This window comes from Roseburia faecis, assembly GCF_001406815.1.
Taxonomy (GTDB): domain Bacteria; phylum Bacillota; class Clostridia; order Lachnospirales; family Lachnospiraceae; genus Roseburia; species Roseburia faecis.
Genome location: NZ_CVRR01000060.1, coordinates 1 through 15,202, shown reverse-complemented (window position 1 = coordinate 15,202; position 15,202 = coordinate 1). Strand labels below are relative to the sequence as shown.

Genomic DNA, 15,202 nt, shown 5'->3' with positions numbered 1-15,202 from the left:
TCATAGATTCTCCATTCGTTTTCGTGTTTGGTAAACTGTACTAAACATTATAGCATAACAATGGGGTAATGCAAGAAATCTGTTTACTTTAAAACTTTAATATGATAAAATACAGACATGATTTTTGGAAGGAAAGAGGGAGCATAATGAGCAAGAAACTTAAAACAGAGGCAGTAGATCATCTGTTTGATGCAATTTTATGTCTGCAGAACAGAGAGGAATGTTATACATTTTTTGAGGATGTGTGTACGGTCAATGAATTGCTTTCTTTATCACAGCGATTTGAAGTGGCGGGAATGCTGCGGGATCAGAAGACATACCTTGATATTGCGGAAAAGACGGGGGCGTCTACAGCGACGATCAGCCGTGTCAATCGTTCTTTGAACTATGGAAATGACGGATATGAGATGGTATTCAGCCGTCTGTCACAGAAACATCCGGAACAGGAATAGAAAAAAGGCACGGATGCGTATCTGCATCTGTGCCTGAAAATACAATCATCCGTTTGGATTAAACGGTGTCTTTTTTGGAGGATTCCTTTTTGGAATTCTCTTTTTTATTTGTTTTACTGTTTTGACTGTTGATATTGTCGATAACACTTTCGATAATCATCTTTTTGATGTATACGTCGTAGCTGAGCAGACAGATAAAACTGAAATTCTGCAGAAATTCCTGATCATTTTCCGGAAATTTCCGGAACGTCTCACGGGAGAGTGCATATTTTTTTCCGAGATCTTTTAATAATTTCTCGGACTCGGTGCTCTCTAAATTAAAAACCTCGTTATAGACATCTTCCATATTAAATCCGGCTTTGTTGCCAAAATAATGTTCCGTCAGGGGATTTAACAGGGACTGGATGTCGTTGATGCTGAGCAGATTCTTAAAATAGTAAATGAATAACAGGGTCAGCACATGCTCCTTGGAATATTTTTTCTTCTCCGGGGCAGGGAGCAGATTGTTTTTGGCATAATTGTTGATCATTGTTTTGGTCAGAATTTTATCATCTTCATAGCGTTTGCAGGCTTCTAACTGCTCGTCCATAAAGGTCGTGACCTGATCCATATATAAACCGATATTTGGAATGTCTTCCGTTTTGATGTAATCGATTGAAACCAGTTTCTTCTGCAGTGCAGCAAGAAATTCTTTTACTTCGTTGTCCATATTTTCACCTCATATCACATTATATAGTAATAAAAACTAGATGACAAGGCATTTTCATGCTTTTTTCAAAAAACAAAAGAATGTATGTTCTATTCGGACTATCTATGATATAATGAGACACACGAATAATGAATTATGGAAAGAGACGGAGAAACGATATGAGCTTATTAGATGCACTGAACGAACCACAGCGGCAGGCTGTGATGGCAACCGACGGACCGCTTCTGATTCTGGCAGGTGCCGGGTCCGGAAAAACCAGAGTACTGACACATCGTACGGCATATCTGATTGAGGAATGCGGGGTTAATCCCTACAATATCATGGCAATCACGTTTACCAATAAAGCGGCAGGGGAGATGCGGGAGCGTATTGACCAGATGGTGGGATATGGTTCGGAAAGTATCTGGGTGTGCACATTCCATTCCACCTGTGTGCGTATTTTGCGCAGATATATTGACAGGCTGGGGTTTGGGACCAATTTTACCATCTACGATTCCGATGATCAGAAGACTCTGATGAAGGATATCTGCAAACGTCTGGAAATCGATACGAAAATGTACAAAGAGAAAATGTTTCTTTCTGCTATTTCCTCCGCAAAAGATGAGCTGATCGATCCGATCGAATTTGAGACGCGCGCGGCAGGCGATTATGTGAAACGGAAACAGGCCCAGGTTTATCGGGAATATCAGCAGGCGTTAAAGCAGAATAATGCATTGGATTTTGATGATCTGATCATGAAAACCGTGGAACTGTTCAAACTGGACAAAGAGGTGCTTGCCTCGTATCAGGATCGTTTCCGCTATATTATGGTGGATGAGTATCAGGATACCAATACCGCACAGTTTGAACTGATCCGTCTGCTGGCTTTAAAATACCAGAATCTTTGTGTTGTAGGTGATGATGATCAGTCTATCTATAAGTTCCGGGGAGCGAATATCTACAATATTCTGAATTTTGAACATCATTTTCCGGATGCCACAGTGATCAAACTGGAGCAGAATTACCGGAGCACGCAAAATATTCTGGATGCAGCCAATGCTGTGATTGCCAACAATCAGGGGCGAAAGGAAAAACGTCTGTGGACGGACAATGGAGCCGGGGACAAGATCACCTTTGAGCAGCTGGATACGGCGGCAGAGGAAGCGGATTTTGTGGCAAGGGATATTGCCCGGCGGGTACGCAAAGGAGAGTATCAGTATAAAGACTGTGCCATTCTCTATCGTACCAATGCACAGTCCCGTCTCTTTGAGGAACGTTTTATTACAGCAAATATTCCATATAAAATTTTTGGCGGCGTAAATTTCTACGCCCGTAAGGAAGTGAAGGATCTGCTGGCATATTTAAAGACCATCGACAATGGGCAGGATGATCTGGCGGTGCGGCGTATCATCAATATCCCAAAACGTGGAATTGGTGCGGCATCGATCAACAAAGTGGCATTGTATGCCCAGGAGCAGGAGATCAGTTTTTATGATGCGCTCTGTGTGGCAGAACAGGTACCGGGGCTGGGCAAAGCGGCAGCAAAGATCCGGCCGTTTGTGTTGTTTATCCAGTCTATGAAAGCAAAGGCAAAGCTGCTTTCCGTGACAGATCTGCTGCAGGAAGTTATTGAAACGACCGGTTATGTCAGAGAACTCGAAGCAGAGGGAACGGATGAGGCAGAGGCAAGAATCGAAAATATTGACGAATTGATCAGCAAAGCTGTGGATTATGCGGAGGGGGAAGAAGCTCCGACCTTAAACGGCTTTCTGGAAAATGTCGCTCTGGTTGCGGATATTGACAGTTTTGACGAAAACAGTGACTATGTGGTACTTATGACTTTACATAGTGCGAAAGGACTTGAATTTCCGAATGTCTATCTGGCAGGACTTGAGGACGGACTGTTTCCGAGTTATATGTCTATTACGAGTGATAACTCCCAGGCCGAGATCGAGGAAGAACGGCGTCTGGCATATGTGGGAATTACCCGTGCAAAGAAAAATCTGACAATCACTTCCGCGCGTGTGCGCATGGTGCGGGGGCAGACACAGTATGGAAAAGTATCCCGTTTTGTCAGGGAAATTCCGCCGGAACTTCTTTCCGGAAAGATTTATGAGCCAAAGACAAAGGAAGAACCCATCGAACAGTCCACATTTCAGAAGGCGCGTAAGGCATTCCGGACGGTGCCGAGTTATGGTGGAAGCGGATATGGAAAAGAAGTGGGAGAGGGATATGGATCGACCTTCCGTTCCTCAAAAGCCACAAAACCGGTATATACAAAGGTGGAAAACCAGCGTGATTTTGGTTCCGCGGGTGGAGCATTGTCCTATCAGGTGGGAGATCGTGTCCGCCACATCAAATTTGGCGATGGAGAAGTCATGGCAATTGTTTCCGGGGGCAGGGACTATGAAGTGACCGTAGATTTCGACAAAGTCGGAACAAAGAAGATGTTTGCAAGCTTTGCAAAATTAAAAAAGATATGATAAATTTTTTATAAACACAAATTTTTCATAGGAAAACAGGGAAAGATATGCTATAATGGATGTAATTAAAAATGCAGGAAGGAGAAGTGCCATCATGAGTAAAGTAGAAGATATTTTAGCATCTACCAAAGTGGGGGATGTTTTGGATGCAGCAAAGCTTAATAAGTTTTTGAAGAGACAGGAAGAAGAGGAGAAGAAACCTTCCAAATTCGTGATTGTATTCGCCGTGATTGGAATCGTTGTCGCAGTTGCAGCAGCAATCTATGGAATTTATCGTTTCTTTACACCGGATTATCTGGATGATTTTGAGGACGATTTTGAAGATGAGTTCGACAATGACTTCTTCGAGGATGAGGATGATGAGCCGGCTGCAGAGTCTAAGGATGCTTCCGCAGACAAGACAGAGGATTAATCATTGTCGGAAGCGTGAGAACTTTCAGGCAGTTTGAGCGGTGCGCAGAAAAAGAAAACCGAACGAAGAAAGAAGGGACTGCAGTTGTGTAGTCCCTTTTTCTGTAAGAAAATAAGATTCAGAATGATGCATGAGGAGTAAAAGAATGAAAAAAGGGCAGATTGCAGAAGGAAACGTAACAACCGTAGAATTCCCGAACAAAGGGATTGTGATGACAGACGAGGGAGAACGCGTCATCGTCAAGAATACCATTCCGGGACAGCGTGTTTCCTTTGCAGTAAATAAGGTACGAAAAGGAAAAGCGGAAGGACGGCTTCTGGAAACCGTGAAGAAATCGCCACGGGAGACCGCAGATACCTGCCGGCATTTCGGACAGTGCGGAGGATGTACGTATCAGAGTCTGCCTTATGAAGAACAGTTAAAGATCAAGGAGACACAGGTACGCGGCATGATAGAGCAGGCGATCGGGGATGCCTGTGCTTATGAGTTTCTGCCAATCAGACACAGTCCGCGTGTGCTTGCTTACCGTAACAAAATGGAATTTTCATTTGGAGATGAATACAAGGACGGACCGCTGGCACTTGGAATGCACAAGCGCGGCAGTTTTTACGATATTGTAACGGTAGAGGACTGCCGGATCGTGGATGGCGATTTCCGTGCGATTCTCATGGCAACGCTCGCTTATTTCAGGGAGCAGGAAATCTTCTTCTATCACAGACTGCGTCATACCGGGTATCTGCGCCATCTTCTTGTGCGAAAGGCAGTAAAGACCGGAGAGATTTTAGTTGATCTGATCACTACGACGCAGGATTGGAGAAATGTACAGGAGCAGGAGCCGGACGAGCGTGCAAAGATAGAGGCTGCATTGCTGGAAAAGCAGGGCAGATGTCCACATGCCGGAACGGTAAACGAAGAAAAAGAAAAGCAGCTTTTAGCCGGATGGAAAGATGTACTTCTGGCACTTTCCCTGGAAGGAACCTTAAAAGGAGTACTCCACACAAAAAATGACAGCGTGGCGGATGTCGTAAAAAACGAAGGAACGGAAGTACTTTTCGGACAGGATTATTTTTATGAGGAGCTGTTGGGACTGCGTTTTCAGATTTCACCGTTTTCTTTTTTCCAGACAAACTCTCTCGGAGCAGAAGTGCTTTATTCCACAGCCCGCGAATTTATCCTCGGGGATAATCCGGACATGCTGGCAGACAAGACCGTTTATGATCTGTACAGCGGTACCGGTACGATCGCACAGATGCTCGCTCCGGTCTGCAAAAAAGTTGTGGGCGTGGAGATCATTGAGGAAGCGGTAGAGGCGGCAAAAGAGAATGCGGCACTCAATCATCTGGACAACTGTGAATTTTTGGCGGGTGACGTCTTAAAGGTGCTCGATACGATTGAGGAACGGCCGGATTATATTGTGCTTGATCCGCCAAGGGATGGTATTCATCCGAAGGCGCTGGAAAAGATTATCAATTATGGTGTGGATCATATGATTTATATTTCGTGTAAGCCGACGAGTCTGGCGCGGGATCTGGAGGTGCTGCTGGCGCGGGGGTATGTCGTGGATAAGGTGCAGTGCGTGGATATGTTTCCGAATACCGTGCATGTGGAAACGGTATGCCTTTTGTCCAAACTTCATGAAGCGAAGCATCATGTGAATGTGACTGTAGATATGGATGAGATGGATATTACTTCTGCTGAGAGCAAGGCTACATATGAGGAAATTAAGAAATATGTGGCTGAGCATAATGACGGGATGAAGGTGACGAATCTCTATATTGCACAGGTTAAGAAGAAGTGCGGCATTATTGAGAGGGAGAACTATAATAAACCGAAATCAGAAGATGAGATTCAACCACAGTGTCCGAAGGATAAGGAAAAGGCGATTGAGGATGCGTTGAGGTATTTTCAGATGAAATAAAAAAGAGAAATATCTACATTTTGTTTTGTATAGAGTGTCTTTTGTTGTAAAGGAGTAAAAAAGGCTGTTTAGAGATGATAAAGTCTCTAGATAGCGAGTGTGTATTAGAGTAGGAATAGATTTCTGATATTGTATATGATATGTCGGAGGGATAATAGTGAGAATAGCGACTTATAACATATGGAATTCCGCAATAGGTATGCCAGAACGAAAACAGCAATTGATAGAAGAAATAATTAAAATCAGTGCGGATATTATTTGCTTACAAGAAGTACCTAACAAAGCAGCGCATCAGGATTTAGTGGAAAGATGTAGGTATCAATTTGCTGTGTTTCATGAACATGCAAACGAGGAAGAAGGATTAAGTATTCTAAGTAGGTATTCAATTAAGAGTTTTGAATATGATCAAAATTGTATATTTGCTAAGATAGAAATTCAGAATAAGACTTTACTTTTAATTAATACTCATTTACCTTGGGATAGTGCAGTAAATCGAGAATTGGTTGTTTTAAATGTAATGGAAAAGATTGAAGGTATTTCATCTGACTATGTAATTTTTTTAGGTGATTTTAATTGTTCAGAAAGATCGGGTGTAAACCAGTTTTTATTAGGGGAACTGACCTTAAAAGGACGTGATTGCGGAAAAAATTGGTACGATTTAGCTGAGGCATATGCAGAACGCCATAATATAGCGACTGATAATACACTTGATATAAAATCTAATCCCAGATGGAAAGGATTAAAATCAATAGAAGTAAGTAGACGATATGACAGGATATTAGTTAGAAACACATATCCGATGGATCTTCCTATATTAGAAAAATGTGAGACATTTGGGAGAACTATTTCAGAAAAAAGTGGATATGCTGCGAGTGATCATTATGGAGTGTATGCGGATCTTTATTTTATTTGATTGTAAGGGAGTATAAGATGAATAGAAAAATTCCAGACAAAATATTAGAAATAGTCGGAAATCAATCTTCATATAGCAATAATGTGGGAATGTCTGATTCGGAAGTGCTGATTTATCCAGATTATGTATTAAAGATACAAGCTGAATCTGAGGAAACTAAAAATGAGAAAGATATTGTTGCATGGCTGGATGGACAGGTTCCGGTTCCTGGTATTCCGGTATATTACGTGGAAGATGGAACAGCGTATACGCTAATGACACGAATAACAGGAAAAATGCTATGTGATGAAGAATATCTAAATAATCCCAAACAGTTAATCAGATGTGTTGCAGAAGGCTTAAGAACGTTATGGAAAGTTGATGTAACGAAATGTCCATTTCGAACCAGCAGGTTGGAGGAACGATTGAAACAGGCCAGATGGAATGTAGAAAATAATCTTGTTGATATGGAAAATGTTGAAACTGAAACATTTGGAGAAGGCGGATTCAGAGATCCGGAAGAATTAATATGTTGGCTGGAGGTAAATCGCCCCAAAGAAGATATTGTTTTTACTCATGGAGATTTCTGCTTACCAAATGTGTTTGTTGAAAACAATAGGATTAGTGGATTTATCGATCTTGGCAAAATGGGACCTGCAGATAGATGGCAGGATATTGCCATTGCGTTAAGAAGTTTGAATCACAATTTTGCAGGACATTACAACGGAGGAAAGAAATATTTTGATTTTACACATCAAATGTTATTAGAGGAATTGGAACTGGATATGGATTATGACAAGTTCAGGTATTATATTTTGTTGGATGAGTTGTTTTGATTTCGAATATAACCCAAATTGGTTACGGAGACGAATTTATGAAGATAACTGAATTATGTATAAAATATGCTTTAGGCAAAATAATAGAAGAACCCAAGTTAGTAACAGGTGGTTTGATGCATAAAATGTACCATGTGAGTACAGACCAAGGAGAATATGCTATAAAATTGTTAAACCCTGACATCATGAAAAGACCAGAGGCATTAACTAATATGATTCATTCAGAATTGGTATCAAATGCGTTGGCAAATGTTATTCCTCTTATTGCGGCTAAAACATTTCAGGGAAAAAATATTATTGAGATGGATGGCTCTTTCTTTGTAGTATTTGATTGGTTGGATGGAAAATCCATTTTTGCTCCGGATATATCAGAATATCATTGTGAGCAGATTGGCCGAGTGTTAGGTAAGATTCACGCAACTCAGGTAAAGATTGATGCCATGGTTGAGAATCGTGATATTAGAGAAGCATATGATTGGAATCTGTTTATGGAGAAAGCAAAACTTTGTAATTCAGAGGCCCTTGAAGTATTACAAGAAAATATTGCAGATATCATGCGATGGGATAGGAATGTAGTCACTGGTTTGTATGAAGCATCTCAAAATCAAGTGATTAGTCACCGGGATTTAGATCCTAAAAATGTTATGTGGAAAAATGATGCACCATACATTATTGATTGGGAAGCGGCCGGATATGTTAATCCCTTTCAGGAATTGATTGAGGTACTAAATTACTGGATCTCTGATGAAACGGGTAAATATGGTAAAGCTAAGTTTGATGCTTTGATGCAAGCATATACAGAAAACAATAACATATACAATGTAAATTGGGATGTTATATTGAGTTGTAGCTTTGATGGAATGCTTGGGTGGCTGGAATATAATCTAAAGAGGGCGCTGGGAATGGAAGGTAGCGGTATAAATGACCAAGAAGAAGGAATCCAGCAAACCCAAGGAACGATTTATGAATTAAAAAAATATGAGAATCAAATAGAACAACTTAAGGTATGGTTAGATGAATTTGTTAGAGAAAAGTATACCCTATAAAAGCATTATCATGAGGTGTGACAGTATAAACAGAAATGCTTTTTCTGAAGCAGAAGAATGTTTTTCTATAGTAAAGTACAAGCCGGGAATGAAATCTGTCTGGATTGAGATACAGAAAGCGGCAGGACAATTTGAAGGTTATTCAGATGCTGATATTGCTGATTATTTTGAAAAAACTTTTTTGTATGATAGTAGTGAAATTGATGAAAGATGCTTTTTCCTCAAAGATAACGTTGAAGAAGCGTGTATTGGTACATGTTGTGCATGGTTTTCAAATAAAGGAAAAAGAATTGTTCCGGTACTTCATTGGCTTGCAGTTGTTCCAACGCATAGAAATAGGGGATGCGCTCGTATGTTGATTACATATGTATTAAAATATTTTGAGCAGAAATATGGAAATCAAGCAGTGTACTTACATACGCAACCTGAATCATATCAAGCCATAAAATTATACAATGATTTTGGCTTTAATATTACGCAAGAAGATAGTTATGGACATGCTGTGAATGAATATGAGGATGCTATGGAAATATTGAAGGAAGTTATGAATTCTGAAGCATATAAGAGGTTAAAAAATACAGCTGTTCAGTAAAAGGAGTAAATGTTAGCAACCATTTTTCATTATAAACCTATAGGGTTAGAGCGGTAAATAATGTCCGGAATGCTGCAGAAGAGATTGTGTTGAAAGAATTAGTGTATATTTAAAGCGTGGAAAGCTCCTTCGGGAGCTTTTCAGTGTTTGTAAGAGTTTATATAGAAAATGGGCTAAGAAGGTGGTATGATCAAAATAACAGATTAAAATTTATATTAAGAAATGAATTTAAAATTTTTAATTATGAAATAAAACGTAAGATAATTTCAGAGGTGAGAATAATGGATAGAATTGCATTAGTAATCGGTAATTCTGATTATTCAAATGTAGGAAAATTGAATAATCCTAAGAATGATGCTGACGATATTGCTAGTATTTTGAATAAATTAAATTTTGATGTTACAAAAATAATGGATGCAAATTTAATAGATATTCAAAAATCTGTTAATGATTTTTTACAGGCATTAGATGAATATGCTGTAGGGGTATTTTTTTATGCAGGGCATGGTATGCAAATCGACGGTAAAAATTTTATCGTTCCTATTGATTTAAAGTTAAGTGATAAAAGCAAGACAATGGTCTCTTGTTATTGTTTAAATTCGCTGTTAGAAGGTGCATCTTCATATAAGGGAAAAACATTAATATGTATATTGGATGCATGTCGAGATAATCCTTTTGCTATGGGGAGGGGATTTTTAACAGGCTTTGCGCCATTTAATAATCCACCTAAAGGTACTATGATTGCTTATTCTACAAGCGCTGACTGTAGTGCATTTGATGGACAATGTAGTAATGGATTATATACACAAGTTTTAAAAGATGCTATGCTTATTCCAAATTTGAAAATTGAAGAAATGTTTAAATTTGTTAGAAATAAAGTGTCAGAAATATCAATTAGCCAATACGGAGAAGAACAGCTTTCATGGGAATATTCTTCGTTAGTGGGAGACTTTTATTTTTCTGTTACGCCACAACCAGTCAATGAACAGGTTACTGATGAGAAAATATATGAATTCATATGTGCTCGTCGAAAATCTTATGAGAATGCTTCGGATAATATTTATGATATTGAATGTTTGCCATATATAGATGCCTATAATAAATATCATATACCAATTATTAAAATTTTGCGTGCATATTCAAGAGTAGATTATTCAAAAAGAGGATTTCAGTTTTCGGATGCTACTATAGATCAGTTAAACAGCAATTATTTGTCATCATGGGGATTTATACAGAAATATGGTAGATGGTATTATAAAAATCATTACGTTGAGATGGGAGATTTATTGCCATTGCCCGAGGAATTAGAACCTAAACAACCTATTAATGGAAAGGAATTGAAGATTGAAGCTTCATTGAGCTGGAAAATGAATGATGGAAAGATAAGATTTCAAGTATCTTCTAATATTCCAGAGGAAACCCCATTAATGTTTACATTACGTGGCAAAGAATATACAGCTCAATGTAAATCTGTAGCAGGTAATAGAATTTCAATAAGTGAATGGTTTAGTGACAGAGGTAATCCTATGAAAAATGGATTTTATACTATAGATGTGTCATGTCCGATATATAGTGTATTGCCAGAAAAGATAAAGAAAATATTTGGTGAACGTAATAGAAATATATGTGGACAATATGTTAAATTTGAACCAGTGGGAGGAAATACGATTCATTTTTCGTATGGATTAGTTCTTAAAAATAGTAAAGTTCAAGTTATTGATATGCAACAAAGAATCTCAGCATTATAATGAATGTGGTTTTATACAAGAAAACATGGCAGATTGTAACTGGTTAAAGTGAATTGGGCGTATGGAATTTTTAAATCCATACGCCTTTTAAACAAGAGAGTTGTAAGAGCATATTATCTACTCGATGATGATTATAATTCCATATCATATGACCTTTTCTTAGCTCTGGCAGGCTGATTTCGCCGCATCTCCTGTTTCCTCTGATATTCAAGTTCCTAGGCACGATGGGAAAAAACATCAGGATCTTCCACATTGAGATAATCTACCTCATTGGCGGCAATATCACGACGGTGATAGTCATAATATTTACCAAAAGTACCTTTGAGCTGCTCGATCAGCTTATCCCGGAAATCAGGACGTATCTGGATTCTGGTATCCAGCAATTCGGTGTATTGTTCTGGTTCAGGACGAAATTTTTCTTCCTGGAAAGCGGCGGCATCTTTTTCAAGCTGTTTTTTGAGCGAGATGTCCTGAGAATCCAGGATATCAAGATTGTTATTCATCTGGTCGTATTTCTTGGATAGATTCGTCATATCTTTATCGGTAGAGCATTCTGCCTGGAAGATTAGCTGCTCTTTTCTTGATTTCAGTTCTTCAATTTCTTCGGTAACAGTGGTAAGCTGCTGATTCAATTTTATATGCTGGATGGGATTAAAAATACTGGCTTTCTCTTTTTTCACATTCAGTTCTTTCCGCTCTGTAACTTTAGCTTTGAGTTTCTTTTTAACGGTGTTGTATTTATTCAGTATTGGATTAAAATGATTCATCCAGTCATGGATCACTTCTTTTTGCATCTCATTGTGGAGCAAATGATATTGTGTAAAAATCATGTGATTGCGGATTGCTTCCAATGTTTCTGCTATTATTGGAATAGATTTTTCTACAGCCTGTGCCAGTTTTGTTACCTGGGCTTTTAATTCCCGGAGCATTTTGTTATCTGCACGAATCTGACGGTTGATTTCACAGCGGTCTGCTATCATGCCTTTCTTTTCCATATTCTGGGCAATGTAGCCTTCATGGATGGTTGGCTGTTCGGTGATTCCCTGATCTGCAAAGCTACGGTGATCAATGGTAGCATTTATCTGATTACGTGCAAGCATTTCATTTACGGCATCTGCCCAGTTTGCCCGCCAGATACAAAGTTGTTCATCACTGTTCCATCGTTCGAAAATAGGATTCTGTCTGCCATATCGGCTGCTCTTGGGGTGCTTATCAATCCGTTCATATCCTTTTTCCTGTGCGGAAGATGGAGTCAGATATTCTTTCTTTTTACCGACTTTATAGCGGTACTGCTTTTCCCATCCCTGCTTTTGAACAGTTTTAAATTCAGAAGCAGTAAATCCTTTTTCTTCCCCATCTTTGATACAGAGATATTCTTTTTCAGTTTTATACTGCCATGTTCCATTTTCATTTAATGGTCGGACAGTAAGAAGAATGTGTGCATGGGGATTGTGACCATCTGTATCGTGAATGGCAAAATCAGCACACATCCCCATATCTACAAAATTCTTTTTAATAAAATCTTGAAGAAGAGAAATATTGCTGTCTTTATCCAACTCAACGGGGAGTGCGACAACAAATTCTCTTGCAAGTCGGCTGTCTTTGGTCTTTTCGTTTTCTTCCACAGCATTCCAGAGTTGTTCCCGGTCATTCCATTCCAATGGAGCCATTGGAGGAAGCATCACCTCCTGATAGATCAGCCCCTGCTTTCTGGTATAGTCATGCTGGATGCCGTCATAATCATTGTACATGCGGCTACAGCTCATATAAGCAGAAGCAGCAACAGCAGACTGCTCTGCTGTGGGATAAGCATACGAAAATCGGAGGAAAAAGGTATTGAGGGGAAATTGAGCTGGAATTGAGAAAAAATAAACTTTTTATTGATAAATAAGTTTAGATACTAACTCTTTTGTCGTTTTGGTTGTTAATTATATTAAAAGTAGAAATATTTTGATAATGAAAGTGTGGGAGAGAAAATGAACAAAAGAAGATACAGCAATCGTAGAAGAAAGAATATTTTACGAGTATTCATTCTTTTAATGACTATCATAATAACCGTTGTAATGTGGAGAACAATAAAAATCGATGTGCAGGTTGGAGAATTAACATTACCGAAAATTTTGCAGTCAGAAAAGTCCTTTGCAGACACTTCGGGTGAATGGAATCTTATTTTGGTCAATCGAAATCATTATATTCCAAATAATTATCAAGTAGAATTGACAGAATTATCGAATGGTAAAAAAGTAGATTCACGGATTTATCCAGAATTACAACAAATGTTTAATGATGCAAGAGCTGAGGGGCTGGCACTGTTTGTTAGAGAAGGATATCGAACAACAGAAGAACAACAAAAAATTATGGACGAGAAAATCAATGAATATGAAAAACAAGGATATTCTGCGAAAGAAGCAAAAAAAAGAGCCGAGAAATATGTTGCAATTCCCGATACAAGCGAACACCAATTAGGACTGAGTGTTGATATTAATGCGGATACCGACAAATGTTCTTCTGAAAAAGTATATCAATGGTTAGACGAAAATGCATATAAATATGGGTTTGTAAAACGTTACCCGGAAGATAAAACGGATATAACAGGAATTAGTAATGAACCATGGCATTACCGTTATGTTGGAACGACTGTCGCTAAAATAATGAAAGAAGAAAATTTATGTTTGGAAGAATATTTAGAAAAATATAAATAAAAACAAAAGAAAATCTAACTTTTTTTATAGTAGGATTGTTATATTATTTAGAAAACAGAGGGAGGCAAATTTGCGAATGGAATACAAAACTGATTCTTTGTTAGTACATCTAGCAAGAGCAGGAGATGAAGATGCGTGTGAAAAACTGGTCAAAAAATATTACTCAAGTATATATCAATATTGTTTGCTACATATCAATGATCCCTATGAGGCAGAGGATTTGACACAAGAAGTGTTTACACGTTTCTTTTCCAATTTATATAGATATAAAGAATATGGAAAAGTTAAGAATTATCTTTATACAATTGCCGGAAATACAGTTAAAAATTATTACAAAAAGAAAAAAGATATTCCATCAGAGGAACTGCTAAAATCAGAGGACTGTAGTAAAAATCATGTAGAAGAGCTAGGAGTCCGATTAACTATTGAACAGGCAGTGAGAAAGTTACCGGAAGAAATTAGAGAAACGGCAGTTTTATATTTTTTTCAGGAATTGAAGCAAAGAGAAATTGCAGAATTACTTCATATCAAACTTTCTCTTGTAAAATATCGAATCGGAAGAGCAAAAGAACTTTTAATGAAAGAGTTGGAGGTGAAAAAAGATGAAGAATTATAAACAACAAATAAAGGAATATAAAGAGGAGATTGAAGAAAAGTATGTAAGGGCTGAAGCAGAGAACAAAACAGTAAAAGCATGTCAGAATATTTTGTCAGAGTCGGTTTTATCGAAACAATCGCATAGAACATCTTATTTTGAATTTTTGTATGAGCAGACAAAATTCATAAAAAAAAGATGGTGGATTTTACAAGGTTGTGTTCTTATGTATCTATGGATATGGTTGAGTAATTATACGTCAGACATAAAAGATATGATGAGGATTATGGGAATATCTGCCACAATATTTGTGGTTCTGATTGTCCCGGAAATTTGGAAAAACAGAAGAAATGGTGCGATTGAAATTGAGCAGGCGTCTTATTACACACTGCGTCAGATTTGTACAGCAAGAATGTTAATGTTTGGAGTAGTGGATCTGGTGATCATTATGGTGTTTTTGGCAATTACATATCAAACAACAATACTCTCGTTAAGTGATTTGGTGGTTAATTTTTTGCTTCCGGTAAATGTTTCATGTTGTATATGTTTTCGTGTATTGTACAGCAGATGGGAAAAATCAGAATATATAGCAGTGCTTTCTTGTCTGGTATGGGTTGGTTTATGGATGATGATTGTTGCAAATGATGTTATTTATCAGAAAATTGTAACTCCGGTATGGGTGGCTATGCTGATATTGACTTTTGTATATTTTATTTTTTGTGTTCAGAAGTCATTGCTATTTGATGAAAAAATTTTGGAGCAATCTGGTGATATGTCAAGATGATTTTTGAAAAGATTTCGATATGTTTTTCAGAAAAAGGGTAACTTTAATAGACCT

13 protein-coding genes and 2 pseudogenes are annotated in these 15,202 nt (G+C 38.1%); 13 read left to right on the top strand and 2 right to left on the bottom strand.

What is annotated here, in order from left to right; all coding sequences use genetic code 11:
• Window positions 1-146: 146 nt before the first annotated feature.
• Window positions 147-452 (top strand): YerC/YecD family TrpR-related protein, encoded by a 306-nt coding sequence (locus M72_RS13390; protein ID WP_022046008.1) that lies wholly within the window; start codon window positions 147-149, stop codon window positions 450-452.
• A 58-nt stretch (window positions 453-510) separates the two neighbouring features.
• Here the strand turns inward: M72_RS13390 and M72_RS13385 are convergent, their stop codons facing one another.
• Window positions 511-1,161, bottom strand: coding sequence for a DUF1836 domain-containing protein (locus M72_RS13385; protein ID WP_022046009.1), 651 nt, complete (start codon window positions 1,159-1,161; stop codon window positions 511-513).
• A gap of 158 nt (window positions 1,162-1,319) precedes the next feature.
• On the opposite strand from M72_RS13385, the gene pcrA reads away from it, so the two are divergent.
• The 9 genes and pseudogenes from pcrA (at window position 1,320) to M72_RS13345 (ending at window position 11,067) form a co-directional block, all read left to right on the top strand.
• A complete protein-coding gene (gene pcrA, locus M72_RS13380) occupies window positions 1,320-3,623 on the top strand; it encodes a DNA helicase PcrA (RefSeq protein ID WP_022046010.1) in 2,304 nt (767 codons plus the stop codon).
• Between the two features lie 94 nt (window positions 3,624-3,717).
• A complete protein-coding gene (locus M72_RS13375) occupies window positions 3,718-4,035 on the top strand; it encodes a hypothetical protein (RefSeq protein WP_022046011.1) in 318 nt (105 codons plus the stop codon).
• A gap of 145 nt (window positions 4,036-4,180) precedes the next feature.
• Window positions 4,181-5,953, top strand: coding sequence for a 23S rRNA (uracil(1939)-C(5))-methyltransferase RlmD (gene rlmD / locus M72_RS13370; RefSeq protein ID WP_055068578.1), 1,773 nt, complete (start codon window positions 4,181-4,183; stop codon window positions 5,951-5,953).
• A 157-nt stretch (window positions 5,954-6,110) separates the two neighbouring features.
• Window positions 6,111-6,866: an endonuclease/exonuclease/phosphatase family protein gene (locus M72_RS13365; protein WP_055068577.1), complete on the top strand. Its 756-nt coding sequence runs from the start codon at window positions 6,111-6,113 to the stop codon at window positions 6,864-6,866.
• A 17-nt stretch (window positions 6,867-6,883) separates the two neighbouring features.
• A complete protein-coding gene (locus tag M72_RS13360) occupies window positions 6,884-7,681 on the top strand; it encodes an APH(3') family aminoglycoside O-phosphotransferase (protein ID WP_055068576.1) in 798 nt (265 codons plus the stop codon).
• A 38-nt stretch (window positions 7,682-7,719) separates the two neighbouring features.
• On the top strand, window positions 7,720-8,727 hold the full coding sequence (locus tag M72_RS13355) for a phosphotransferase (protein ID WP_055068575.1): 1,008 nt from the start codon (window positions 7,720-7,722) through the stop codon (window positions 8,725-8,727).
• Window positions 8,702-9,319 (top strand): GNAT family N-acetyltransferase, encoded by a 618-nt coding sequence (locus M72_RS13350; RefSeq protein WP_206541834.1) that lies wholly within the window; start codon window positions 8,702-8,704, stop codon window positions 9,317-9,319. The genes M72_RS13355 and M72_RS13350 overlap by 26 nt, the downstream gene beginning before the upstream one ends.
• Window positions 9,320-9,363: 44 nt before the next feature.
• A pseudogene (locus M72_RS18275) lies at window positions 9,364-9,432 on the top strand (TnpV protein); the annotation flags it as partial.
• Between the two features lie 168 nt (window positions 9,433-9,600).
• Window positions 9,601-11,067 carry a caspase family protein gene (locus tag M72_RS13345; RefSeq protein WP_006859000.1) on the top strand — a complete coding sequence of 489 codons (1,467 nt, stop codon included), beginning with the start codon at window positions 9,601-9,603 and terminating at the stop codon, window positions 11,065-11,067.
• Window positions 11,068-11,198: 131 nt separating this feature from the next.
• Here the strand turns inward: M72_RS13345 and mobQ are convergent.
• Window positions 11,199-12,926: pseudogene (gene mobQ, locus M72_RS13340) on the bottom strand (MobQ family relaxase).
• A 117-nt stretch (window positions 12,927-13,043) separates the two neighbouring features.
• Here mobQ and M72_RS13335 point away from each other — a divergent pair.
• The 3 genes from M72_RS13335 (at window position 13,044) to M72_RS13325 (ending at window position 15,148) form a co-directional block, all read left to right on the top strand.
• Window positions 13,044-13,769 carry a M15 family metallopeptidase gene (locus tag M72_RS13335; protein ID WP_055068572.1) on the top strand — a complete coding sequence of 242 codons (726 nt, stop codon included), beginning with the start codon at window positions 13,044-13,046 and terminating at the stop codon, window positions 13,767-13,769.
• A gap of 76 nt (window positions 13,770-13,845) precedes the next feature.
• Complete coding sequence (locus tag M72_RS13330) at window positions 13,846-14,385, top strand: RNA polymerase sigma factor (RefSeq protein ID WP_005348545.1); 540 nt, start codon at window positions 13,846-13,848, stop codon at window positions 14,383-14,385.
• Window positions 14,372-15,148, top strand: a complete 777-nt coding sequence (locus M72_RS13325) for a hypothetical protein (protein WP_055068571.1) — start codon at window positions 14,372-14,374, stop codon at window positions 15,146-15,148. Before M72_RS13330 ends, M72_RS13325 begins: the two co-directional genes overlap by 14 nt.
• Window positions 15,149-15,202 lie beyond the last annotated feature (54 nt).

Excerpts from the sequence above, each read along its gene's own strand:
- M72_RS13390 (WP_022046008.1), top strand. The coding sequence starts at position 147 with ATGAGCAAGAAACTTAAAACAGAGGCAGTAGATCATCTGTTTGATGCA.
- M72_RS13385 (WP_022046009.1), bottom strand. The coding sequence starts at position 1,161 with ATGGACAACGAAGTAAAAGAATTTCTTGCTGCACTGCAGAAGAAACTG.
- pcrA (WP_022046010.1), top strand. The coding sequence starts at position 1,320 with ATGAGCTTATTAGATGCACTGAACGAACCACAGCGGCAGGCTGTGATG.
- M72_RS13375 (WP_022046011.1), top strand. The coding sequence starts at position 3,718 with ATGAGTAAAGTAGAAGATATTTTAGCATCTACCAAAGTGGGGGATGTT.
- rlmD (WP_055068578.1), top strand. The coding sequence starts at position 4,181 with ATGAAAAAAGGGCAGATTGCAGAAGGAAACGTAACAACCGTAGAATTC.
- M72_RS13360 (WP_055068576.1), top strand. The coding sequence starts at position 6,884 with ATGAATAGAAAAATTCCAGACAAAATATTAGAAATAGTCGGAAATCAA.
- M72_RS13355 (WP_055068575.1), top strand. The coding sequence starts at position 7,720 with ATGAAGATAACTGAATTATGTATAAAATATGCTTTAGGCAAAATAATA.
- M72_RS13345 (WP_006859000.1), top strand. The coding sequence starts at position 9,601 with ATGGATAGAATTGCATTAGTAATCGGTAATTCTGATTATTCAAATGTA.
- M72_RS13335 (WP_055068572.1), top strand. The coding sequence starts at position 13,044 with ATGAACAAAAGAAGATACAGCAATCGTAGAAGAAAGAATATTTTACGA.
- M72_RS13330 (WP_005348545.1), top strand. The coding sequence starts at position 13,846 with ATGGAATACAAAACTGATTCTTTGTTAGTACATCTAGCAAGAGCAGGA.
- M72_RS13325 (WP_055068571.1), top strand. The coding sequence starts at position 14,372 with ATGAAGAATTATAAACAACAAATAAAGGAATATAAAGAGGAGATTGAA.